The following is a 24,651-nucleotide window of genomic DNA, read 5'->3' as shown; positions in this document are numbered from 1 at the left end:
ATGACCGACCGCATCGAGGTCCAACGCACCGTCGCGGCTCCCGCGGCCGAGGTCTTCGGGCTGCTCTGCGATCCGCGCGGGCACGTCGCCATCGACTCGTCGGGCATGCTGCAGGACGCCGAAGGGGACCCGGTGGCGGCCGTCGGCGACACGTTCGTGGTGCACATGGACCGCGAGTCGCTGAACGATTTCCCGCAACTCGGCAAATACGACGTCACCGTCGAGATCACCGAATACGAGCCGGACCGGCTGATCGCCTGGACCATCCTGGGGCAGATCCGGCCTCAGATCGGCCACGTCTACGGCTATCGGCTCGAGCCCGCCGAGGACGGTGCGGCGACGGTGGTCACGTCGTTCTACGACTGGTCGCAGATCGACCAGCATTGGCGCGATGCCGGCATCTTTCCCGTCATCTCCGAAGGCGCGCTGCGGGCAACGCTCGGCATTCTGGACCGGACCGTACGGGGGCGCGCCGGACCCGGTTGACGCGCGCTGTCGGCGGCGTTCGGTAGGGTCCTCCGCGTGACTGCGACAGCCCCCATCAAATCCGTAAACGCCCGTCTCGCTGAGGAACTGGCGGTAGAACTGGCGCAGGTGACGGCCGCGGTCAGGCTGCTCGACGAGGGCGCCACCGTGCCCTTCATCGCGCGTTACCGCAAAGAGGTCACCGGCAGCCTGGACGACGGGCAGCTGCGGACCCTCGAGGAACGCCTTCGTTATCTGCGGGAACTCGACGAACGCCGCGCCGCCGTACTCGCGTCGATCGCCGAACAGGGCAAGCTGACCGACGAGCTGAAGGCGGCGCTGCTGTCCGCCGACACCAAGGCCCGGGTCGAAGACATCTACCTGCCGTACAAGCCCAAGCGCCGGACCAAGGCGCAGGCTGCCCGCGAGGCGGGTCTGGAGCCGCTGGCCGACCGGCTGATCGGCGACCCGGCGCTGGTCCCCGAAGCCGCCGCGGCGGACTTCACCGGAGATGACTTTCCGGATGTCACAGACGCCGCGGCCGCGCTGGAGGGCGCCCGGCACATCCTCATCGAACGGGCGGCCGAGGATGCCGAACTCGTCGGCGCGATTCGGGAGACATTCTGGGCACGGGCGGCGCTGCGTACCACACCGTGGTCCGAAGAGGCAGCGAAAAGTGCTGAGGCGCAAAAGTTCCGGGACTACTTCGACTTCTCCGAGCCGCTGGAGAACATGCCGTCGCACCGGGTGTTGGCGGTATTGCGCGGTGAGAAGGAGAAGGCGTTGGCGTTCGCCTTCGACGGCGGGCCCGACGACCTGTACGAGGCGATGATCGCGCGCACCCTCGACATCGACCTGTCGGGTGCGGCTCAGCCGGCCCATCGGTGGCTGGCCACGACCGTCAGCCTGGCCTGGCGGGCCAGATTGATGTTCTCCGCCACGGTCGATGCGCGCATGCGGTTGCGCCAGCGAGCCGAAGAGGAGGCGGTTGCCGTGTTCGCCAGGAACCTCAAGGATCTGCTGCTCGCCGCCCCTGCGGGGGCCCGCACCACGCTGGGCCTGGATCCCGGTTTCCGCACCGGCGTCAAAGTGGCGGTGGTCGACGGCACCGGCAAGGTGCTCGACACCTGCGCGATTTATCCGCACCAGCCGCAACGGCAATGGGATGCCGCCAAGGCCGCTCTCGCCGCGCTGGTAGCCCGCCACGGGGTCGAGTTGATCGCGGTCGGTAACGGCACGGCCTCGCGCGAAACCGACGCGCTGGCAAGCGAACTGATCGCCGACATCCGGGCCGCCGGCGGCGGGTCGGTGCAGGTCCCGGCCAAAGCAATGGTGAGCGAGGCCGGCGCATCGGTGTATTCCGCGTCGGCCTACGCCGCGCACGAACTACCCGACCTCGACGTGACCCTGCGCGGCGCGGTGTCGATCGCCCGGCGCCTGCAGGATCCCCTCGCCGAGTTGGTGAAGATCGAACCGAAATCCATCGGCGTCGGGCAGTACCAGCACGACGTGACCCCGGGGATCCTCGCCCGCAGCCTGGATGCGGTGGTCGAGGACGCCGTGAACGCCGTCGGCGTGGATCTGAACACCGCGTCGGTGCCTCTGCTGGCGCGGGTGTCCGGAATCTCCGAATCGCTGGCGGAGGCCATCGTCGCCCACCGGGACAACACCGGTCCGTTCGCCAACCGGCGCGCGCTGCTGAACGTTCCCCGGTTGGGGCCCAAAGCATTCGAACAGTGTGCGGGCTTCCTGCGGATCCGCGGCGGCGACGATCCACTCGATGCGTCGGGTGTGCACCCGGAGGCATATCCGGTGGTCCGGCGGATTTTGGACCGCTCCGGCGTCACCCTCGCCGAGATCATCGGCAACGAGCGTGCGCTGCGCAAGCTGCGCCCGGCCGACTTCGCCGACGACAGGTTCGGCGTTCCCACGGTGACGGACATCCTCGCCGAGCTGGAGAAGCCGGGCCGCGACCCGCGACCGGCCTTCACCTCCGCGACGTTCGCGGCGGGCGTCGAAAAGGTCGCCGACCTCAAGCCCGGCATGGTCCTCGAGGGCGTGGTCACCAACGTCGCCGCGTTCGGCGCCTTCGTCGATGTCGGTGTGCATCAGGACGGCCTGGTGCACATCTCGGCGATGGCCGAACGCTACGTCTCCGATCCGCACGAGGTGGTCCGCTCCGGTCAGGTGGTGCGGGTCAAGGTCATGGAGGTCGACGTCGAACGTCAGCGCATCGGTCTCAGCCTGCGGCTGGGCGACCAACCGCAGCGCGACAAGCGTCCGGACCGGCAACCCGGGTCCCGGGCCGGAGGCAAAGGCGCACCGCAGCAACGAAATTCGCAGCACTCGGCGAATTCGCGGCGGCGGTCACCCGAGCCGGCCGGCAACGCGATGGCTCAGGCCCTGCGCGACGCCGGTTTCGGGCGGTGACCCCGGACGCGTAGTACTACTCATCCCGCGGTCCGGCCGGCTGGGCATGCTGGACGAATGCCCCTTGCTACCTCCGTGCCCAATCCTGCTGTGCTCGAATCCGGCCGCACGCGCGACCGCGCCGTCGACGTCGCCCGACTGGCCGCGCTGGTCGTGGTGATGTTCGGGCACTGCGCGCTGCTGCTCGCCACCATCGACTCCGGTGGTGTGCGGATCGGCAACCTGCTCGGCGAGATCCCCGCGATCGCCCCGGTGACCTGGCTGGTTCAGGTGATGCCGCTGTTCTTCCTGGCCGGTGGCGCCGCGGGCGCCTACGGCTGGCACTCCGGCAACGCCTGGGGTTCCTGGCTGTTCGCCCGGGCCCAGCGCCTGTGCCGGCCGGTGTTCTGGTATCTGGCGGCGTGGACGGTGGCGCTGCTGGTGGTTGGTGCAACGCTCGGCGACGAATCCGCCGACGGGCTCGGGCGCGAGTGCGTGGCGCTGCTGTGGTTCCTCGGCGTCTACCTGGTGGTGCTGGCGTTCGTCCCGGCGTTGAGCCGGTTGCGAACGGGGCGGGCGGTCCTGGTGACGGTCCTGGGTCTGCTCGCTGCGGCGGCCGCGATCGACAACATCCGTTTCGTGGTGGGAACGCCCGAGTCCGGTGTGGCCAACTTCCTGATCGTGTGGCTGATTCCGGTGGTGATCGGGGTCGCCTACGCCCGCCGGCTGATCGGTGTGCGCGCGGCGGTGGCTGCGGCTGTGTCCGCGTTGTCCGCGCAGGTGGCGCTTGCCGCCGCCGGAACGTACGAGGTCTCGCTGGTGGTGACCGGTGCGGAGCGGGTGTCCAACGTCTCGCCGCCGACATTGCTGCTGGCGTTGCACTGCACCTGGATGTCGTGCGCGTTCGTGGCCGCCGCGGGACCGGTCCGGCGATGGGCGCAGCGCCCGCGGGTCTGGCGGGCGGTCGCGGTGGGCAACGGGGGAGCGATGACCCTGTACCTATGGCACATTCCGGCGATCGCCGTCGCCGCCGTCGGTCTGAATGCCGCCGGCCTGGACGCCTATGACGTACACGCCCCCGGCTTCTGGGGCCTGCTCGCGCTGCGGGCGGTGGTGTTCGCCGCCGTGATGGCCGTGATGTTCCGGCTGCTGTCGCCGCTCGAGCACCGGCGCCTGCCCTGGTGGGACGCGCCGGTGGGTTCGTCTGCCGTCCGATCCGCGACCGCCGGCGCACTGATCTGCGTTGCGGGTGTCGCTCTGGTGCTGATGGCCAAGAACGGTCTGGCCGGTGTCGACGGCTGGGCGGCGCTGGGCGGCTTCGTCGCCGCGGCGGGATCCGCGCGGATGATCAGCGGTGCGCCAGCTGCGACGTCGGAGCTGCCCAGTCGGTCGACACCGTCCGCTGTGTGATCAGCCACGTGCCCTCAGCCGGAACCAGCACATCGCGGTAGCGTCCGACGTGGTCCAGACCGACGTGGGTGACGACGGTGAAGTACGAGGACACGTGTGCGCGGTCCGCCGTGACGTCGGTGAAGAGCACATTGGTCAGGATGTGCCGGACTAGGGGCCTGCGGTCCGCTCCGGCGGCAGCGGCGACGTTGCCGGTGACACCGCGCAGGAAACCGGCGATCTTGGCTCTGCCGCGTAACGCCGGCAGGCCCCGTATCTCCAGCAGCCCGTCTTCGCAGAACGCGGCGGCGAGATCGTCGAGCCGGCCGGCGTCACCTGACCAGTTGTACCGGGCCAAGGTGTCGCGAATCTGTTCGCGCGCAACGAGTTCCCAGACGTCCATGGTCATGGTGGGTCACCCGAACGGGCGGTTCTCGCGAACGCCGCGGTACATTCCCCAGCGCACGATCACCGGCATCACCACGTGCTCGACCGCCCACAGCGGGAATCGGAAGGCGTGACCGGTAGGGAAGAACACCTCCAGACCGTTGCGCTGAACGCCGACCAGCGAACCCCAGCGGCGTCCCGGCGCCTTGAAGGATCGCAGCGGGCGGTCGGCGAACGCGGCGCGGATATTGCGGGCTACCAACGCGTCACCGCGATTGCGCGCCGAGCTGCGCAGCGGATCAGTCGCCGCCACGTCCCCGACGGCGAACACCTCGGGATGGCCGGGTAGCTGAAGCTGGTGCGTCACCCGGACGAATCCGAACTCGTCCAGCAGTTCGGGTGGCAGCCAGCCGGTGTTGGGGCGCACCCGCCCGATCGCCCACAGCACGGCATCGCCGACTGCCGGCGTCTGTCCGGTGCTCCAGCGCACCGGCTCGCTGGTGATCTCGCTGCCGGTGAAGTCGTCGGTAATCACGGCCCGGTGCCCGGGGTGCAGGCCCACACCGAGCTCGGCCAACCGGTCGGCAATCCGTTTCCAGGTCCGCGGGTGGTACTCCCGCAGCGGGCGGTCCCCGGGGAAGTACAGGTCGACCTGCTTGTCGGGCCAGGTGGTCGCCATGTTGACGGCACTGCTGACCGCTGCGGCGCCGCCACCGATGATGATCACCGATCTGGCGGTCGCGAGCTGCTCGTGCGCTGCGTAGAGACCGGCACCGATCTCCGCTGGGGACTGCAGGGAGGGTTGACGCCAGAAGCCATTGCTCACACCGGTGGCGATGACCAGCGCGTCGTATGGTTCGGCGACCGTCGTGCCGTCCTCAGCGCGACCATGAACCGTTCGCCCGGCGAGGTCGACTCCGGTCAACTCGGCCTGCACCGTCCGCACCCGGTCCAGCTTGCGGAACCTGTCGAACGGAATCCAGTAGTCCCGCGCCCAGTCGTCGGGGCGGGCCAGCCGCACGCCGAGTTCCTGGCCGCTGACCAGCCCGGGTTTGGCCGAGATTCCCACCACCTCGAAATGGGGTGCCAGATGGATGGCGGTCAGTATGCCGACATCGCCGAGCCCCGCGATCACGACCCGCTTGCGGCTCATGCCACCGATTTCCGCGGCGGTCGCGGCACGAAGCGCGATACCCGGTCGATGACCCGCTGGTATTCCGGGCGGCGCTGCAGACTACGCGTCTCCATCATCGGGATGCTGGCACCGAGGAACATGGCCAGCATCGCCGCCGCTCCGGCGAACAACCACCACCAGTCCGACGGCGCGGCCGCGACTCCGAACAGGGCCAGGGAGAACCAGAACCCGAACTCGCCGAAATAGTTCGGGTGTCGCGACCAGCTCCACAACCCGCGGTCCATCGCCGCACCGGCGCGGGACTCCCGGACAAACCGGTGCATCTGCACATCGGCCGCGAGTTCGAGGGCGACCGCCGCCAGTCCGAGCGCGAACGCGACGAGCGTGAGCCAGCGGATGTCTGCGCCGGGCCGGGTCACGCAGACGTAGACCGGCAGCATGCCCGCGAACACCTGCAGCGTGGGGATGAGGTGGATGGCCACCAGGTCGACGACGAATTCCCAACGGCCGGCGCGTTCCTTGAACATCGGGTAGCGCCAGTCCTCGTGGTGGAGGCCAGGAAACCCGTAAACCCAGTTCGCGGTCAATCGCACCGCCCAGACCGCGATCACCGCCATCACCAGCCAGCAACGCACCTGATCGACCCCGGCACCGGCCTGGCTCCACCAGTACAACGCCAACAGCGGCGGTATGACGCTCCAATACGCGTCGTAGAAACTGGAATTGCGATAGCGGCGGCTGAAGGCGAACACCACCAGGGTGGCCAGCACGTCGGCGATCAGCGAATCGAGCCACAGATGTCCGGTCCGCGGTCCCCAGGCCAGCCAGCCGGCTGCCACCCCGATCGCGATCACGTACGCAAGGGTCACCAAGGTCAGCGACCGCGCCTTGCTCATCCCTGCCCGCGTGGAATTCATCTCTGCCACTGCGCTTTTCGGCGAGCGCGCGTCATCCGGGTCTCCTTCAGCGCATGGCCCGGTCGGCCCGGGCTCCCGGCCACGGTCGGCAAAACTGTAACACGTTCTACCAGCGTGGCCGACGGCCCGCGTCAGGGCGTGGGCGACTCGTGAGTGACGGCTTGATATCCCCGGGCACCCGCCCGGTCGACCGCAGCCTTGACCACACCGAATATCAGCCCCTGCAGGCCGGCGCCGATCAGGGCGGTGCGGGTGGAGTTGCTGAGATCCTTCGGGTCGGGCGGCGCCTGGTCATCGTCGCTGAGGCGTTTCCAGACCTGGCTGAAGAGGGCGCCGGCAAGCAGGCCGCCGGTGACACTGGTGGCCATCGACAGCGGCAGATAGAGGGCTTTGGATTTTGCGCTCATGACGGTCCTTCGTTTGTGTGGTCGTTGATACCGGTGTTCCCGAATCCGCCCGATCTCCAACGCTCTTTCGCCGGAGTCGATGAATATTTGGCGAAATGCGAAAATGATCGCCAGCTGCCGGATATGTTTTTGCTGCCGATCTGCTCAGTTATTTCCGGTGGTTGCTCGATCTCGTCAAAGAGAGGCGCGTGCATGGTGGACAGCCCGCCGGGCAACCGATCGTTATGCGTGAGCAGCGGGTGGGGGGTGTTGCGTGCGGCGGCTTCGAAATTGGGAGCGGCGGCCGGCCGGTTGAGCCCAGATGTTGAGAATGGACTGCTTCTATGAGTTTTGCGGTGCTGCCCCCCGAGATCAATTCGCTGCTGATGTATTCCGGTGCCGGGCCGGGGCCGATGTTGGATGCGGCCTCCGCGTGGGAAGGTCTGGCCGGCGAGTTGCAGGCCGCGGCTTCGTCATTCAGCTCCGTCACCACCGGGCTGGTGGGCGGAGCGTGGCAGGGCCCGGCTGCAGCGGCCATGGCTGCGGTGGCCGGTCCGTACGGCAGTTACCTGAACACGGCGGCGGCGCAGGCGGCAGGAACCGCGACCCAGGCAGCCGCTGCCGCGGCGGTCTTCGAGGCCGCGCAGGCCGCCGTCGCGCACCCGGCGCTCATTGCCGCCAATCGCAACGAGATTGTGGCCCTGGTGATCTCGAATCTGTTCGGTCAGAATGCGCCCGCGATCGCGGCCGCCGAAGCTTTTTACGAGCAACTGTGGGCCCAGGATGTGTCGGTGATGGCGGGCTATCACGCCGGGGCATCTGCCGTCGCCCAGGCGCTCGCGCCGTGGCAGCAGGCGCTGGCCCTGCCCGGCGCGGGCGTGGACTTCAGTATCTCGGTCTTCGGCCTGCAACTGCTGCAGACCGGCACCGCGCAGGCCAACAGCACCTTCGGCGGTTTGGCGGTGGCCACCGGCGCAAATAGTTCGGCGAACGCCGACCTGGCCGATATCGCTTTTGCTTTCGGTGACGGCAGTAGGGCAGCGGCCACCGGAGGCGTGCTGAATATCGCCGGGGTCATCGGCAGCAACTCGACCGCGAACGCCACCGGCGCGGTGAACATCGGCACCGGAGCCCTCGCGTTCGGCAACAACAACACCGTCGTCGCCAACGCCGTCGGCGTGGGCAACATCGGCACGGTCGCGGCCGCTTTCGGGAACGACAACACCGTCTCCGCCACTGCCGAAGGAGTGCAGAACAACGCCACTGTGGCCGCCGCCTTCGGCAACAACAACTCCGGCGTGGCGGCCAAGGTGACCGGCGTGGAGAACACCGGCATCGTCTCAGCGGTCTTCGGCAGCAACAACACCACGGTGTCGGCCGACGCATTCGGCGTCGAGAACAACGCGGTGGTGGCGGCGGTCGCGGGCAGCGGCAACGTCAACGTGCTCGCCGCCGCGGGCGGCGCCGGCGGCAACGAAGGAGTGGTCGCGGCCGCGCTGGGCAACGGCAACGCGGTCGCGGCAACGGCGACGGGCGTCGGCGGCAATCTCGGCACCGTCGCTGCTTCCATTATCGGCAACAACAACGTGATCAGCGCCAACGCGACCGGCGGAGGTCACATCGGCACCGTGGCCAGCGCCCTGTTCGGTGACAGCAACGGCGTCACGGCCAGCTCGTTCGGCCTAAACAACATCGCCACCGTCGCGACCGTCGGCGGCAGCGGCAATACCGCGGTCTCGGCCGACGCGAGCGGCTCGGACAATATCGGCACGGTGGCCACCGCCTTCGGCGCCAACAACCCCAACGTCGCGGCCAGTGCCCTCGGTGCCGGCAACGTCGGCAACGTCGCCACCTCTTTGGGCAACGGCAGCACGGTGACCTCGAAGGTCATCGGGGCGGGCAACATCGCCACCGTGGCGACCTCGGGCGGCAACAACAACGGGGTGGGAGCCAGCGCCGTGGGTGTGGGCGCCAACACCGCCCAGATCGCCACCGCGTTCGGCAACGGCAACACCCAGGTCAGCGCCGATGCCGGCGGTGCCGGTGGCAACGTTGCCACCGTCGCAACGTCGTTGGGCGACAACAACACTGCGAAAGCCAGCGCGTTCGGCGCCGGAAACATCGCCAGCGTCTCGACGGTGTTGTTCAGCAACAACAACACCTCCGCGGCCGAAACGATCGGCGTCGGGAACATCGCCACCCTGGCCACCTCCTACGGCAACGACAACAACGTGTCCGCCGAGGCCAAGGGTGTCGGCGGCAACACCGCCACCATCGCCACTGCGATCGGCCAGGGCAACTCCAAGGTCGATGCGGACGCCGGCATCGCGGGCGGCAATATCGCGACCCTGGCCACTGTCTTCGGTGACAACAACACCGCCCAGGCCAGCGCGCTGGGCGCGGGCAACACGGCCACCCTGTCCACCGTGCTGTTCAGCAACAACAACACCTCGTCGGCCAGCGCCCTGGGCGTGGAAAACATTGCGACCGTGGCCACTTCGTACGGCAACGGCAACAACGTCGCGGCCAGTGCGCCGGGTGTCGGTCTTAACGTCGCCACCTTCGCCACGGCGATCGGCGAGGGCAACACCCAGGTCTTGGCGTCGGCCGGTGGCGGTGGCGGCAACACCGCGACGCTGGCCACCGTGATCGGGGATGGCAACTCAGCGTCGGTCGTCTCGACCGGCCTGGGCAACACCGCGAACATCGCCACCCTGATCGGCAACAACAACACCGCCAAGGTCGACGCGTTCGGCGTCGAGAACATCGCCACCGTCGCGACCGCGATCGGTGACAACAACGGCGTCGTGGCCGGCGCGCCCGGCGTGGGTGCCAACATCGCGACCTTCGCCACCGCGATCGGTGACGGCAACACCACGGTCTCCGCCGAGGCCGGTGGCGGGGGTAGCAACATCGCGACGCTGGCCAGCGTGTTCGGCAACAACAGCACCGCCAAAGTCAGTGCGACCGGCCTGGGCAACATCGCCACGATCGCCACCGGCATCGGTGACAACAGTGGCCTGACCGCCACCGCTTTCGGTGTGGACAATATCGCGACCGTGGCCACCTCCTACGGCGACGGCAACACCTCGGTCGCCGCCGAGGCCGGCGGGGCCGGCGGCAACATCGCCACCCTGGCCACCGTGTTCGGCAGTGGCAACGCGGTCACCGGAGCGCATGCCATCGGGGTCGGCGGCAACATCGTCACGCTGGGCACCGTGATCGGTGACAACAACGCGGCGGTGTCGGCGAGCGCGACCGGCTCGGGCAACCTCGTCTCCATCGCCACCGCAATCGGCGACCAGAACACGGCCACGGTCGACGTGACGGGAGTGGGTAACGTGCCGGTGGCCTCGACGGTGATCGGGGACGGCAACTCGATGAAAGTCAGTGCCTTCGGCCTGGAGAACATCGCCACGCTGGGCACGGTGTACGGCGACGGCAATACCGGCGGGGTGGTGGAAGCCGGTGGTGCGGGCGGCAACATCGCCACCCTGGCCACCGTCTTCGGTGACAGCAACACCGCGGCGGTAGCGCGGGCGGTCGGGATCGGCGGCAATATCGCCACCCTGAGTACCGCGATCACCGACGGGAACGCCGTCTCGGCGACCGCCAACGGCGCCGGCAATATCGCAACGGCTGCCACGGCGTTCGTCGGCGGAGGCAATACGGCCACCGCGTCGGCGACCGGGGTACAGAACTACGCGACCCTGGCCACCGCGGCCGGCGCGGGCAACGGTGTGTCGGCCACCGCCTCAGGCGCCGGTGCGAACATCGCGACCCTGGGCACGGCGATCGGGGACGGCAACACCGAGGTTGCGGCCACGGCGGGCGGCGTCGGCGCCAACATCGCCGTCGCCGCCACCGCGGTCGGCAACAACAACACGGTCGCCGCCAGCGTTGCCGGGCTGAGTGTGGGGGGTGTCGCCACCGCTGTCGGCGACGGCAACACCGGTGTCACGGTCCGCGGACATCAGCCGGCCAACTTCGCGATCGTGTCCACCGTCGTCGGGTCCGGCAACAACCTGGTGCAGGCCAGCGGTCACAGCCCGGTCAACTTCGCCAACATCGCCACCGTCGTCGGCGACGGAAATCACGACGTCTGGGCCGGCGGTGCGGGCGTGCTGAACATCGCGGTGGCCGCCGGCGGCAGCAATTTCGCACTGGCGGGCGATCAGTCCGGGGGACTGGCGGGCGGTAACTTCGCCATCGTCACCGCGAATGGCGCCGGAGCCAAGGCATTCAACGGCTTTCTCAACCTCGCCGTCGCTGCCGGGGACCGCCTGTCGGCGATCGCCGGCCCCGGCAGCTTCCACGTATCGATCCGGCCGCTGACCGGGTAGCGGCCGCTACTGCTTGTCGACCTTGCCGGCGAGCTGGGCGGCGAGCTTGACGCCGGCGTCGCCGGGGTCCTTGGGTCCGCATCCGCTGACGTCGATCACCACGTTGTTGCGCACGGTGAGGGCCCGCTGACAGGTCCCGCCGACGGCGGTGCCGTTGTCGGTTGTGCTGACCGAAATGGTGGTGGTCAGCACGCCATTGGACGAATTCACCTGTCCCACTTTCCAGGTGATCTCAGCACCACCGGGGTCGGCCGGGACGACGAGCGGCCGATCCGCACAGGCCGGCCACGCCTTGACCGAGGCGTCGAAGAACGCCTTCGCCTCGGTCGCGGAGGGGAACGCCACCAGGTACTGCACGGCTTCGGGGTCCATGTCCTTGGATCCCGGCGTGGGCGGGGACGCGCTGTCGTCGCGTCCGGCAGCGCCGGTGAACCCACTGCCCGCGTAAACCGGGTTCTCGCCAGGGCCATAGGCGAACAGGCACTCGGCGGGCCACTTCCAGCCCTGCGGGTACTGCTTGTTGCCGTCGTCGGCCAGTTTGTCGGACTTGTCTCTGATCGCCATACCCATGGTGCCCATGGTGGCGTCGAGTTCGCCAGGGGTGAGCAGCAGATTCGCCAAGGCCGCCGGCGCCACCGGAGGCTTGGACGACGCCGAGCTGGTTGCCGAACTCGAGGATGACGGCGTGCCGCTGTCGTTGTCGCCGCCGCACGCGGCGACCAAAAGTCCGGCGGCGGCGACAGTGAACGCCGCAGTAAGGGAGCGCATGACCTGTCCTTCTTGCTTGTCGGTGATCGGCAAGCAATCCGCGACTCCCCGGCGCGTCTGCTGCAGTGGGCGGCATGAGCATACTGCCGCTTCGCGCCGGGGGGAACAGTCCGGGCGCGGCTACTCCTCGCGCTGGGTCTGCTCCAACAGCACCACCGCCCGGCCCTGGACCGTGATCTTGCCCTGCGGCGGCTGCGCGTCGCCGTTCTCCACCTGCCCGGTACCGGCCGCCGTGTCCAGCACCGGGAGCCAGCCCGGCCCGAATTCATCAGGGGGCAGGACGAATTCGATCGGTTCGTGGTGGGCGTTGAAGCACAGCACGAAGGAGTCGTCGGTGATGCGCTGTCCACGGGAATCCGTGCCGGGTATGCCCAGGCCGTTGAGGAAGACCGCCACCGATTTACCAAAACCGGAATCCCAGTCCTCGTCGCTCATCTCCGAGCCATCGGGCCGGAACCACGAGATGTCCGGCAGACCTTCCGATCCCCGCACCCGGACCGGGGCTCCGGTGAAGAACCGGCGCCTGCGGAAGACCGGATGCCCGGCCCGGATGGCCGTCACCGCCCGGGTGAACTCAATGAGATCGTTGTCGGCGTTGTCCCAGTTGATCCAGGTCAGCTCGCTGTCCTGGCAGAATCCGTTGTTGTTGCCGTGCTGGGTGCGGCCGAGCTCGTCGCCGTGGCAGATCATCGGAACCCCTTGCGACAGAATGGTTGTCGCCAGGAAGTTGCGCTGCTGCCGGGCCCGCAGCGTGTTGATCTCAGGGTCGTCCGTCGGGCCCTCGGCGCCGCAGTTCCAGGACCGGTTGTGTGACTCGCCGTCGTTGTTGTCCTCGCCGTTGGCCTCGTTGTGCTTCTCGTTGTAGGACACCAGGTCGCGCAGGGTGAACCCGTCGTGGGCCGTGACGAAATTGATGGAGGCTACCGGCCGGCGTGCGGTGTGCTCGTAGAGGTCGGCCGATCCGCTTATCCGGGAGGCGAATTCGCTCAGAATGGCGTCCTCGCCGCGCCAGAAGTCGCGGATGCTGTCGCGGAACTTGCCGTTCCATTCGGTCCACTGCGGCGGGAAGTTGCCCACCTGGTAGCCGCCGGGGCCGACATCCCACGGTTCGGCAATCAGCTTGACCTGGCTGACGATGGGATCCTGTTGCACCAGTTCGAAAAACGCCGACAGCCGGTCGACATCGTAGAATTCGCGCGCCAGGGTGGAGGCCAGGTCGAAGCGGAATCCGTCGACATGCATCTCGGTGACCCAGTACCGCAGCGAATCCATGATCAGCTGCAAGGTGTGCGGATGGCCCACGTTGAGGCTGTTGCCGGTGCCGGTGTAGTCCATGTAGTACTGCTTGTCGTCGTCGACCAACCGGTAGTAGGCGGCGTTGTCGATGCCGCGCATCGACAACGTGGGGCCCATGTGGTTCCCCTCGGCGGTGTGGTTGTAGACGACGTCGAGGATCACCTCGATGTTGGCCTCGTGCAGCGCGCGCACCATGGCCTTGAACTCCTGAACCTGGCCACCCGGCGTGTTGCTGGCGGTGTATTTGAAGTCGGGGGCGAAGAACCCGATTGTGTTGTAGCCCCAGTAGTTTGACAGACCCTTCTCGATGAGCGTCGAGTCGTTGGCGAAGTGGTGCACCGGCATCAGCTCGATCGCCGTCACGCCCAGATTGGTCAGGTGCTCGATGATCGCCGGGTGCGCGATCGCCGAATAGGTGCCGCGAATCCGTTCGGGGATCGCCGGGTGAGTCTGGGTGAGGCCTTTGACGTGTGCCTCGTAGATGACGCTGTCGGCGTACTCGTGGCCGGGCGGGCGGTCCACGCCCCAGTCGAAGTACGGATTGATCACCACCGACTTGGGCATGTTGGCCGCGGAGTCGTCGTCATTGCGGCTGTCCGGATCGCCGAAGTTGTAGCTGAACAAGGACTGGTCCCACTGAAACGACCCGTCGATTGCCTTCGAGTACGGGTCCACCAGCAACTTGTTCGGGTTGCACCGGTGGCCGTTGGCGGGATCGTAGGGGCCGTGCACCCGGAATCCGTAGCGCTGACCCGGCTGAACACTGGGCAGGAACGCGTGCCAGACGAAGCCGTCCACTTCCGGCAGCGCAATCCTGGTTTCGGAGCCGTCCTCGTCGAACAGGCACAGCTCGACCCGCTCAGCCACCTCGCTGAAGACGGCGAAGTTCGTGCCGGACCCGTCGTAGCTCGATCCCAGCGGGTAGGCCTTGCCCGGCCACACCTCCGGCCGGTCGTCGGGGTGCCCCGATCCGGACGTGACCCCCGGCGTCGCGGTCTGCTCTGCGCTGACATTAACCACCGTGCCTCCTGACATTGACGGATTGACCGAACTGGGAACACCGGCGGTCGGGCTCTGTATATCCGCTGCCGGGCCGGGCTAAGCATGGAGTCGCCCACAGTCTGCGACGGACGAGCGAAAGATGCTCGGTGAAAATTGCTTTCGACGCCTGGGGAGGGTTGCGACACGGTCACGGACGCATACCTATTGACTGCCCACGGGTCACAGGGACCTCATTGCTCACTATCGTCACATCAACCCATTGCGGACGTCAATTCGGCGTCCGGCCTCTGGAAAGGTGTGAAATGTCGGCGATTCCTCGCTTCGTTTCGGTATCGCTGGCAGCGGCGGCTGCTGTCGGGCTCATCCTTCCGATCGGCCTGGCCCCCCAGGTACACGCGCTGCCGTGCAGCGCACCTGAAGCCAACGTCCCGCCGCCGGCGAACGCGGTAGTGACCAACCCCGGCGGCAAGGTGCTCGGCCCGATGAACAAGCGGCCCCGCGGCGCGAATGACCGCGCACCGATGCCCAGGCCCGGCCCGTTGCAGCGCGTGTTGCAGCCGGGTCAGCGCTACTCCGCGCCGATGCAACAGCAGGCGCTGGTCCCGGGCGCCAACCCGGCTCCTCCTGTTCCCGCTCCACCGGCGGGCCAGCAACCCCAGGCCGCGCAGCTCGCCCCGGCCCCGGATGCGGCGGTCCCGCCGAACCCGGCTCCGGCACCGGAGCTGCCGCCCGGCTCGCCGGAAGCCGAAGGCGCACTCGGCGGCTCCAACACCTCCCTGGTCGAGTGGGTGACCGGACCCGACGGCCCGAACAAGACCCTGGAACGCTTCGGCATCTCCGGGACCGACCTCGGAATCCTCTGGGACAATGGCGATCCCACTAACCACCAGGTGCTGATGGCCTTCGGCGACACGTTCGGCTACTGCGCCGTCAAGGGCGACCAGTGGCGGTACAACGTGCTGTTCCGCAGCAACGACCACGACCTGTCGCACGGCCTGCACGTCGACGCCGGCGATCCCTCCAACAGATACGCCGGCTCGCCGACCCAGCAACCCGGCTTCTCCCGCCAGGTCATCAACAGCATCAAGTACGCCAGGGAAGAGACCGGAATCATCCCGACCGCCGCGATCTCCATCGGTAAGACCCAGTACATCAACTTCATGTCCATCAAGGACTGGGGTCGCGACGGCGAATGGTGGACGAATTACTCCGGCATCGCAATGTCCACCGACAACGGCCAGACCTGGTCGGTGTACCCCGGCACCATCCGCGCCAACGGCCCCGACGCAGCGCGCGTTCCCTATGTGGAGGGCAACGAGAATTTCCAGATGGGTGCCTACGTCAAGGGCGGCGACGGCTACCTGTACTCCTTCGGCACGCCGAACGGACGCGGCGGCGCGGCGCACCTGTCGCGAGTGCAGCCGCGATTCATTCCGGACCTCACCAAATACGAGTATTGGAACGGTGATTCGAACTCGTGGGTGCCGAACAAGCCATCGGCAGCGACTCCGGTCATCCCGGGCCCGGTAGCCGAGATGTCGGCCCAGTACAACACCTATCTCAAGCAGTACCTGGTGATGTATACCAACGGCGCCAACGATGTGGTGGCCCGGACCGCACCCACTCCGCAAGGCCCTTACAGCCCGGAGCACTTGCTGGTGTCCAATTTCCAGATGCCCGGCGGCGTCTATGCGCCGATGATGCACCCTTGGACGACAGGCAAGGACGTGTACTTCAACCTTTCGCTGTGGTCGGCATACGACGTGATGCTGATGCACACCACGCTTGGCTAGGGGTCGATAGGGCGATTCGTCCATTCCCGCCCGGCGCGGCGCGAGGAACGGACCATCCGCCCGCCGCGCCCGTCCCGCCGTCGGTCGGGATCGTGTGGCCGGTGACGAACGCCGCGAGGTCCGACGCCAGGAACAGGATCACCCGCGCCTGGTCCTCCGGTTGACCCATGCGTCCGATCGGGACCCATTGCGGCCACTGCGATTGCTCGTCGGGCGAGAGCCATTGGGAGTAGGGCACCTGCAGAGATTCGGTGACGTCCGGCCCGATCGCGTTGACCCGGATTCCGTCGCGCCCCACCTGGACCGCGAGGCTGCGGGTGAAATGGATGACGGCGGCCTTGAAGGCGGCGTAGACCGGATCCTCGGGATAGCCGCGCAGCCCCTCCACGGAGGAGACGTTGACGATCGCGCCGGCCCGCCGTTCGATCATCATCGGCAGGAAGGCCCGGGTGACCAGGAAGACGTGGTGCAGGTTCACTCGGTACAGCTCGTCCCACAGCGCCGGGTCCGTGGCGGCGAACGCGCCCGGGTGGCGCACCCAGTGCCCGACATTGTTGACCAGCACGTCGATGCACCCGTAACCGTCCCGCACGCGGTCTGCGAGCGCGGCGACCTGTGCTGCCTCCCGGACGTCGGTCACGACCGCCAGGCCGCCGATCTCGTCCGCGGTCCGCTGCGCACGCTCGCCGTCGATGTCGGCGACCACCACCCGGGCGCCGTGCTCGGCGAACAGCCGCGCGGTCGCGGCGCCGATCCCGCCGCCTCCGCCGGTGACCACCGCGACGCGATCGGCCAGTAACCCGTTTGCGTGCGCCATGCTCGTATCCTCTGCCGAAGCTGACAGGATGCTCCAGGTGAAGCGACCCAACTTTCTGGTGATTGTGGCCGACGATCTCGGCTTCTCCGACATCGGCGCCTTCGGCGGTGAAATCAAGACCCCCAACCTGGACCGGTTGGCCTATCAGGGGGTCCGGTTCACCGACTTCCACTCGGCGCCGGCCTGCTCGCCCACCCGGGCCATGCTGCTGACCGGTACCGACCACCACGTCGCGGGCATCGGCACCATGCTCGAGGTGGCCGTCCCCGGCTTCCAGGGCGCGCCGGGCTACGAAGGCTATCTGAACGACCGGGTGGTCGCGTTGCCCGAGTTGCTGCGCGAGGCGGGCTATCTCACGTTGATGTCGGGCAAATGGCATCTGGGCGCCACCATCGAACGGTCGCCGTGGGCCCGCGGATTCGAGCGCTCGTTCGCACTGCTGCCCGCCGGTGCCAGCCACTACGGTGGTGGAGGCGCCGGATTCCTCGCTGTGCCAACGCTTTACACCGAGGACGACCAATTCGTCTCGGTCGGCGAGGATTTCTACTCTTCCGATTACTACGCCGACACGCTGCTGCGCTATCTGCGCGACCGTTCCCCCGATGACGATCGGCCGTTCTTCGCCTATCTGCCGTTCCAGGCGCCGCACTGGCCGCTGCAGGCACCCGATGACTCCGTCGCGGCCTATCGCGGCCGCTACGACGCCGGGCCGGACGCGCTGCGCGAGGCGCGGCTGGAGGCGCTGAAGCGGCTGGGTCTGTGCCCGCCCGATGTCGAGGCGCATCCGGTGGTGGCTGACGGCGCCCAGGAGTGGGCCGAGATGACGGACGACGAGCGGGCGCGCTCGGCGCGCAGCATGGAGGTCTACGCCGGAATGGTGGACCGGATGGACTGGAACATCGGCCGGGTGATCGACTATCTGACCGAGACCGGCGAACTGGACGACACCGTGGTGATCTTCCTGTCCGACAACGGCGCCGAGGGCGCGATCGTCGAGGCGATGCCGCTGCGCGGCCCGCAGATCGCCGCGCAGATCGAGAAGTACTGCGACAACAGTCTGGACAACCTCGGGCGCCCCAGCTCGTACATCTGGTACGGCCCGCGGTGGGCGCAGGCCGCCACGGCGCCGTCGCGGCTGCACAAAGCGTTCACCACCGAGGGTGGGATCCGGGTGGTCGGCTTCATCACCTGGCCCGGCTTTGATCGGCAGGCCGAGATCGGCACGGCATTCACAACCGCCATGGACATCGCACCCACCGTGCTGGAACTGGCCGGTGTCGAACATCCCGGCACCAGCTGGCGCGGGCGTGACGTGGAGCCGATGCGCGGCCGCTCGCTCGTGGAGTACCTTTCCGGCGCCGCAGACGACGTGCATCCCGCCGAAACCGGCACCGGGTGGGAGTTGTTCGGCCGCCGGGCGATCCGGCAGGGCGACTGGAAGGCGCTGCATCTGCCGGCGCCGCACGGAACGGGCGCCTGGCAGCTTTACGACCTGTCCACCGATTCCGGTGAGATCCACGATCTAGCAGCCGCCCATCCCGACAAGCTCGCCGAGCTCGTCGAGCTGTGGGAGCGCTACGTCGAGGACAACGGAGTTATCGTCGAGCCGATCTCGGTGTTCGACGCCGATCCATCGCTATTCGGCTGAGAATCAGTCCTTTTCGCGTGGCGGCGGCTGCACTTCTACGCCTCCGGAACGGTGTTCGGGGCCGGCGTCAGGGTGCTCGGCTGGAACGCGCTGGCGGTACTTTTCCGCTTCGCTGGACCGGTGGCTTTCCGTTGACCGCTGCTCCCCGCGGTAGGGGCCCGGCTTCGGCCGCGGCTTCCCGCCGGGGAATGCCAGCCGAAAGATGGTGCGGTGCACGGTGTACCACTGCTTGGAGAACCGCCCGGAGTTGTAGGGCAGTTCGTAGCGCTCGCAGATGTCCTTGATCTTCGGGGCGATTTCCGAATACCGGGAGCTCGGCATATCCGGGTACAGGTGATGCTCCACCTGATAGCCGAGGTTGCCGCTGATCACGTGGAACAGGGGGCTGCCCTCGATGTTGGCGGCACCGACCAGCTGCCGCAGATACCATTCGCCGCGAGTCTCGTCCTCGACCTCTTCCTGGCTGAAAGTGTAGGTCTGGTCCGGGAAATGGCCGCAGAAGATGATCGCGTGCGCCCACACGTTGCGGATGACATTGGCCAGCGCGTCAGCGGTCAGGGTCCGCAGATACGTGCTCTCCACGCCGGGCAGCACCGTGTCCAGGAAGTCTGCCGTGGCACCGACTCGCCCTGTGCCGGAGATCCTGCGAAGACGCCTTCCGAGGCGGGATTCCGCGGGTTGACTGAGCCGCCCGCGCAGGGCCAGTTGGGTCAGCGCAAACGCCCCCGCACTGATCAGCGGCCAGCCCAGGTAGTCCTTGTTAATCTGCGAGCGTGCTTTGACACCAATGCCTTTGAGGTCTTTGCGGACTTCCGACCACGGCTTCTCGCGGGCACGGATGGCGTCGATATCCATGTCGTGCACCGCCACACCCCACTCGAACAGGACCGTCAGCAACGCGTTGTAAAAGAACTGCCCCAGATACCGCGGGTGCCATTTCTGATTCGGGTCGATCCGCATGATCTCGTAGCCGAGATCCTTGTCCTTGCCGCGGATGTTCGTGTACGTGTGATGAATGTAGTTGTGCGAGTGCTTCCATGACTCGGCGGTGGAGGCGGTGTCCCAGTCCCACACCGAGGAATGGATATCGGGATCGTTCATCCAATCCCATTGGCCGTGCATCACATTGTGGCCGATCTCCATGTTCTCGAGGATCTTCGCCATGCCCAGGCATGCCGTCCCGAGCACCCAAGCGGTCCGCGACCTGGAGGCGAGCAGCAGCACGCGCCCGACCACGACGATCTGCCGCTGGGTCGCTATCACCGTCTTGATGTAGCGTCGGTCGCGCTCGCCGAGGTCGGCGAAAACCTCGTCGTGAATGGCGTCCAGCTCTTTTCCGAGCTTTTCCCGTTCTTGTTCCCCCAGGTGGGCGAACGGGTTTTCCGGACGATTGAGGGTAGAAGTCATAGGTGTTCCTCCCGGTCAAAGTTCGAGTTCGACGTCGCCTTCGGCGCTGTTGATGCAGATCCTGACGTCCTGTCCCGTCGGCTCGGTGACGTCACCCGAGCGCAGGTCGCGCAGCTTGCCCGATTTCAGCGTCCCGACGCAGGTGTGGCAGATGCCGATCCGGCATCCGAAGGCGAGCTCCAGTCCGGCGTTCTCGCCGGCTTCCAAAATGGATGTGCCGCCGTCACATTCAGCGGTCTTGTCGCTCTTGAGAAAGCTGACCTCGCCGCCCTCGCCCGCATCGGCGTCGCCACCGATCTTCGGCTGAAACCGTTCGTAGTGCAGGCGGTCGCGATCGCCGTTGTTCTCCCAGTGCTCGATCAGCGCGTCAAGCATCTCCTCCGGGCCGGAGCAGAACGCTTCGCGATCCCGCCAGTCGGGGCACACTTCGTCCAAATCACCCGGCTTGAGCCGGCCGCGATCGGAGGTGAGGCGCAGGTCGAGTCGCAGTCCGTCGTGGCGGTTGTCGAGATCCTCCAGAGCGTCCAGAAACATGACCTGCTCGCGCGTGCGTGCGGAATGGATGACGAGCACGTCACGGACTGCGTCGCGTCGGTCCAGGCTGCGCAACATGCTCATGATCGGCGTGATACCGCTGCCGGCGCTGATGAAGAGCATTTTCGCGGGCAACGGCTCGGGTAGCGTGAACACTCCTTCGATCTCGCCGAGTCGCACCAACTCGCCGGGCTGGATCCGCTCGACCAGATACGGCGAGACGACGCCGCTGTCGACCTTTTTGGGTGTCACGCTGATCAGACCGTCGGCGGGCTCCGGGTCCGAAGTCAACGAGTAGGCGCGCCAGTGGTACACGCCGTCGATGACCAGTCCGAGGCGGACGTATTGACCAGGCTTGTGACCTGGCCATTCGTACCCGGGCTTGATCAGGACGCTGGCCGCCTCCGAGCCCTGAGGCTCGACCCGCTCGACCTTGCCGCGGAGCTCCTTGGTGGTCCAGAGCGGGTTGATCATCTCGATGTAGTCGTCAGGCTGCAGGGGCTTGAACAACTGCCGCACCGCTCGCAGGAACCACCTGCGACCGCGAGGGACCTGAGGCTGCGCACCGCGTTCGGCCATGAATCTACAGTACACACTTGTACACTCAAATAAACATGAGAGTTGAACAAAGCTGCTTTTAAACTGAATTAGCGGCGTTGAATGTCGTACACTACGCGAACGACTGTTCACTAAGCGAAAGTCTAGTAGAGGCCGGGCAGGCGCTGTGATGGGGATTACCCCGCGTTGCGGGTTTAAACCTCCACGTGTGCCGCCCTGTTCGTCGGTGAAATCCGCGACGCATCGCCCGCGTGTCGCATCGCGAGATTGACCGTCGGCGGATACAAGTAGCGGATGTTGACCAGGAACCCGATCCGGCTCGACGGTGCTGCGGTGGCGATCACCGGCGGGGCCCGGGGCATCGGGCTCGCCACTGCAAAAGCATTCGCCGCCAACGGGTCCCGCGTCTTCATCGGTGACCTCGACGCCGACCTGGCCGCCGCGGCCGCCGCCGAGATCGGTGGGCACGGTATGGCCCTGGACGTCCGGTCGCGGCAATCCTTCGCCACGTTCCTCGATGCCGTGGACGCGTTCGGCACGCCACTGGCGGTGCTGGTGAACAACGCAGGCATCATGCCTGCCGGCCGATTCGCCGACGAAGACGACGCAATCACCGACGCGATTCTCGACATCAACACCCGGGGCGTGCTGATCGGCACCAAACTCGCGTTGCCCGGCATGCTGTCCCGGTCGAGCGGCCACATCGTCAACGTGAGTTCGTATCTGGGCAAAGTGCCCGCAGCCGGTCTGGCGACCTACTGTGCGAGCAAGCACGCCGTGGTCGGGTTCAGCGAAGCCCTGCGCGACGAGATCGCCGGCTCCGGAGTCACGGTGTCGGTGGTGCTGCCCTGTGCCGTGCGCACCGAGCTGACCGCGGGAGTCAAGCTGGGTGGCGTACTGCCCACGGTCGACCCCGAAGACATTGCGGGCGCGGTGCTGCGATCGTGTGCGCACCGGCGCGCCGTCGTCGCGCTGCCCGGCTGGATGCGCGTCTACGAGGCCACCGCCGCGGCAGTACCGGACCGGCTGGTCGCCGCTGTGCGTGGCCGCCTCACCCGGGCACGCGTGTTGCGAAATCTGGACACCCAGGCACGTTCCGGATACGAAGCGCGGGTGCGGGGCGCGGCAGAAACGCTCTAGCAGAAAGGGCCCGGCCGGACCCTTCCGATACCGGTGGTAGCGGAATAAGGTGGTGACATGACCAGCCCCGCGGACGGCAGGTACCTGCATACCTGTCCACTGTGTGAAGCCATGTGCGGCTTGGAAATTCGCGTCCAGGACGGCAAAGTCGCCGGAATCCGGGGCAATCGTGACGATGTGTGGAGTCGCGGGCACATCTGTCCGAAGGGTGCCGCGCTGGGAGCATTGCACGACGACCCGGACCGGCTCCGTAAACCGATGATCAAGCTCGACGGTCAGTGGCAGGAGGTCAGTTGGGACGCCGCGTTTCGCCGTTGCACCGAACTGCTGACGCCGGTGATCACCGAATACGGCATCGGCGCTGTGACGGCGTACACCGGCAATCCGCTGGCACATTCGTTCTCCCTGGCCCGGTACGCGGGGGTGCTGCTGGGCATGTCGGGCATGCCGGTTACCTATTCGCCCGGCACGGTCGATCAGTGGCCGAAGAACCTCTCGTCACACCTGATGTACGGCGGTTGGTGGAACTTTCCGGTACCCGACATCGCGCGCACCGACCTGCTCGTCATCATGGGCGCCAACCCCGCGGCGTCGCAGGGATCGCTGCTCGCGGCTCCCGACGTGATGGGACTGATCGGCGCGATTCGTCAGCGCGGCAAGGTGATCGTGATCGATCCGGTGCGCACCCGCACGGCTGACCACGCCGACGAGTGGCTGCCGATCGTGCCCGGCACCGACGCGGCGCTGCTGCTGGCGGTCGCGCACACCCTCTTCGCGGAGGGCCTGGTAGCGCCCGGACCGCACGTCGCGGGTGTGGACACCATGCGTCGCGTCGCGGCGGACTGGCCACCGAGCCGGGTCAGTGCCGTCACCGGTATCGACGAAGAACGCATCCGGACGCTGGCGCGTGAACTGGCCGGCACCGACAAGTCTGTCGTGTACGGCCGCATCGGGTTGTGCAACCAGGAGTTCGGCAGCCTGGCCAGCTGGCTGGTCGACGTCGTCAACATCCTCACCGGGCATTTCGACACACCGGGTGGCGCGATGTTCCCGCGACCGGCGGCCTGGTCCATCACCACACAGCCACTGCCCGGCCTGGAGGACGGTGCGCCGGAGTTCGGCCGGTGGAAGACGCGGGTGCGTGGCGCCAAAGAAGTACTCGGCCAGGTTCCGGTGTCCTGCCTGGTCGAAGAGATCGCCACCCCGGGAGAGGGGCAGCTCAAGGCGCTGATCACGATCGCCGGCAATCCGGTCCTCTCCTCACCCGGCGGGGACAAGCTCGACGAAGCCCTTCCGATGCTCAATGCGATGATCTCCGTTGACAATTGGCTGAACGAGACCACGCGCCACGCCGATGTCATCCTGCCCGGACTGTCACCGCTCGAGCAGCCGCACCACGACGACCTGGTGCTGCAGTTCGCGATTCGCAGCTTCGCCAACTACTCGGCGCCGGTGTTCGACCCGGGTGAGCGGCCACACGAGTGGGAGATCCTGATCCGCCTGACCGGGTTGTGCACCGGCACTCCGGCTGAGGATGTCGACGTCGCCGCGATCGACGACGGCTTCTTCGACTACCTGGCGTTCACCCAGGGACTCGACGGTGCCACCATCCGCCGGCACTACGAGCACGGCGGCCCGGAGCGGATGCTGGATCTGACCCTGCGCACCGGTCCCTTCGGCGATCGGTACGGCGAGAACCCGGGCGGCCTCTCGCTTGACCTGCTGAAGGCCAATCCCAACGGCATCGATTTCGGGCCGATGGTGCCACAGCTGCCCGGAATTCTGGGCACCTCGGACAAGAAGATCCGGCTCGCCCCGCAGTACCTGCTGGACGACCTCGCCCGGCTGGCCGCCCGGCTGGAACGCCCGGCCGACCCGCTGGTCCTGGTCAACCGACGGCATCTGCGGTCGAACAATTCGTGGCTGCACAACGTGCCGGCGCTGATGAAGGGCCGGGACCGCTGCACACTGTTGATGCATCCCGCGGACGCGAACCGTTGCCGCATCACCGACCAGGACATCGTCACGGTCAAGTCGGAGTCCGGCGAAATCAAGGTGCCGGTCGAGATCACCGATGCGATCAAGCCGGGCGTGGTGTCGATGCCGCACGGCTGGGGTCACGACAAGCCCGGCACCCGCCTGGCGGTGGCGAACGGCTCGCCGGGAGTTAACACCAACGTGCTGTCACCGCCGACACTGCTCGACGAGCCGTCAGGCAACGGGGTGCTGAACGGAATTCCCGTCACCGTTACCTGAC

At 67.2% G+C, this 24,651-nt stretch carries 16 protein-coding genes and 1 pseudogene; 8 read left to right on the top strand and 9 right to left on the bottom strand.

What is annotated here, in order from left to right:
- The 3 genes from QXH22_RS28770 to QXH22_RS28760 are packed head-to-tail and all read left to right on the top strand — an operon-like array spanning position 1 to position 4,284.
- Positions 1-486, top strand: coding sequence for an SRPBCC family protein (locus QXH22_RS28770; protein WP_306277690.1), 486 nt, complete (start codon positions 1-3; stop codon positions 484-486).
- A 54-nt stretch (positions 487-540) separates the two neighbouring features.
- Positions 541-2,895, top strand: coding sequence for a Tex family protein (locus tag QXH22_RS28765; protein WP_371934349.1), 2,355 nt, complete (start codon positions 541-543; stop codon positions 2,893-2,895).
- A gap of 57 nt (positions 2,896-2,952) precedes the next feature.
- The gene (locus tag QXH22_RS28760; protein ID WP_306240610.1) at positions 2,953-4,284 is read left to right on the top strand and encodes an acyltransferase; all 1,332 of its coding nucleotides are present in this window, start codon (positions 2,953-2,955) and stop codon (positions 4,282-4,284) included.
- Here the strand turns inward: QXH22_RS28760 and QXH22_RS28755 are convergent.
- The 4 genes from QXH22_RS28755 to QXH22_RS28740 all read right to left on the bottom strand — a co-directional run bounded on the left by QXH22_RS28755 (position 4,223) and on the right by QXH22_RS28740 (position 7,109).
- The gene (locus tag QXH22_RS28755; protein ID WP_306277746.1) at positions 4,223-4,666 is read right to left on the bottom strand and encodes a nuclear transport factor 2 family protein; all 444 of its coding nucleotides are present in this window, start codon (positions 4,664-4,666) and stop codon (positions 4,223-4,225) included. The two genes, QXH22_RS28760 and QXH22_RS28755, sit on opposite strands and share 62 nt — an antisense overlap.
- Positions 4,667-4,678: 12 nt before the next feature.
- The gene (locus QXH22_RS28750; protein WP_306277688.1) at positions 4,679-5,803 is read right to left on the bottom strand and encodes an FAD-dependent oxidoreductase; all 1,125 of its coding nucleotides are present in this window, start codon (positions 5,801-5,803) and stop codon (positions 4,679-4,681) included.
- A complete protein-coding gene (locus tag QXH22_RS28745) occupies positions 5,800-6,702 on the bottom strand; it encodes a DUF1295 domain-containing protein (protein WP_306277687.1) in 903 nt (300 codons plus the stop codon). Before QXH22_RS28745 ends, QXH22_RS28750 begins: the two co-directional genes overlap by 4 nt.
- 131 nt (positions 6,703-6,833) lie before the next feature.
- Positions 6,834-7,109 carry a DUF4235 domain-containing protein gene (locus QXH22_RS28740; RefSeq protein WP_306240606.1) on the bottom strand — a complete coding sequence of 92 codons (276 nt, stop codon included), beginning with the start codon at positions 7,107-7,109 and terminating at the stop codon, positions 6,834-6,836.
- 323 nt (positions 7,110-7,432) lie between these two features.
- Here QXH22_RS28740 and QXH22_RS28735 point away from each other — a divergent pair, with 323 nt between their 5' ends.
- Complete coding sequence (locus tag QXH22_RS28735; RefSeq protein WP_306277686.1) at positions 7,433-11,431, top strand: PPE family protein; 3,999 nt, start codon at positions 7,433-7,435, stop codon at positions 11,429-11,431.
- Positions 11,432-11,437: 6 nt separating this feature from the next.
- On the opposite strand, the gene QXH22_RS28730 is transcribed toward QXH22_RS28735, so the two are convergent.
- Positions 11,438-12,199: a sensor domain-containing protein gene (locus tag QXH22_RS28730; protein WP_306277685.1), complete on the bottom strand. Its 762-nt coding sequence runs from the start codon at positions 12,197-12,199 to the stop codon at positions 11,438-11,440.
- 120 nt (positions 12,200-12,319) lie between these two features.
- Complete coding sequence (gene glgX, locus QXH22_RS28725; protein WP_371934343.1) at positions 12,320-14,530, bottom strand: glycogen debranching protein GlgX; 2,211 nt, start codon at positions 14,528-14,530, stop codon at positions 12,320-12,322.
- A gap of 269 nt (positions 14,531-14,799) precedes the next feature.
- Here glgX and QXH22_RS28720 point away from each other — a divergent pair, with 269 nt between their 5' ends.
- The gene (locus QXH22_RS28720; protein WP_306240603.1) at positions 14,800-16,290 is read left to right on the top strand and encodes a DUF4185 domain-containing protein; all 1,491 of its coding nucleotides are present in this window, start codon (positions 14,800-14,802) and stop codon (positions 16,288-16,290) included.
- On the opposite strand, the pseudogene QXH22_RS28715 reads toward QXH22_RS28720, so the two are convergent.
- A pseudogene (locus QXH22_RS28715) lies at positions 16,287-17,107 on the bottom strand (SDR family NAD(P)-dependent oxidoreductase). The gene QXH22_RS28720 and the pseudogene QXH22_RS28715 sit on opposite strands and share 4 nt — an antisense overlap.
- Positions 17,108-17,144: 37 nt before the next feature.
- Between QXH22_RS28715 and QXH22_RS28710 the strand changes: the two are divergent.
- Positions 17,145-18,755, top strand: coding sequence for an arylsulfatase (locus tag QXH22_RS28710; protein WP_306240601.1), 1,611 nt, complete (start codon positions 17,145-17,147; stop codon positions 18,753-18,755).
- Between the two features lie 3 nt (positions 18,756-18,758).
- On the opposite strand, the gene QXH22_RS28705 is transcribed toward QXH22_RS28710, so the two are convergent.
- Together QXH22_RS28705 and QXH22_RS28700 are read right to left on the bottom strand one after the other, a co-directional pair.
- Positions 18,759-20,162, bottom strand: a complete 1,404-nt coding sequence (locus tag QXH22_RS28705) for an acyl-CoA desaturase (RefSeq protein ID WP_306277684.1) — start codon at positions 20,160-20,162, stop codon at positions 18,759-18,761.
- A 15-nt stretch (positions 20,163-20,177) separates the two neighbouring features.
- Positions 20,178-21,275 carry a ferredoxin reductase gene (locus QXH22_RS28700; protein WP_306277683.1) on the bottom strand — a complete coding sequence of 366 codons (1,098 nt, stop codon included), beginning with the start codon at positions 21,273-21,275 and terminating at the stop codon, positions 20,178-20,180.
- 273 nt (positions 21,276-21,548) lie between these two features.
- Between QXH22_RS28700 and QXH22_RS28695 the strand changes: the two genes are divergently transcribed.
- Together QXH22_RS28695 and QXH22_RS28690 are read left to right on the top strand one after the other, a co-directional pair.
- A complete protein-coding gene (locus QXH22_RS28695) occupies positions 21,549-22,394 on the top strand; it encodes an SDR family oxidoreductase (protein WP_306240598.1) in 846 nt (281 codons plus the stop codon).
- Positions 22,395-22,451: 57 nt separating this feature from the next.
- Positions 22,452-24,650, top strand: coding sequence for a molybdopterin-dependent oxidoreductase (locus QXH22_RS28690; protein WP_306240597.1), 2,199 nt, complete (start codon positions 22,452-22,454; stop codon positions 24,648-24,650).
- Position 24,651 lies beyond the last annotated feature (1 nt).

This window comes from Mycobacterium sp. TY814 (assembly GCF_030755175.1).
Classification (GTDB): Bacteria; Actinomycetota; Actinomycetes; order Mycobacteriales; family Mycobacteriaceae; genus Mycobacterium.
Note: the sequence above shows the minus strand (reverse complement) of the source record. Positions and strands in the feature narration are given on the sequence as shown.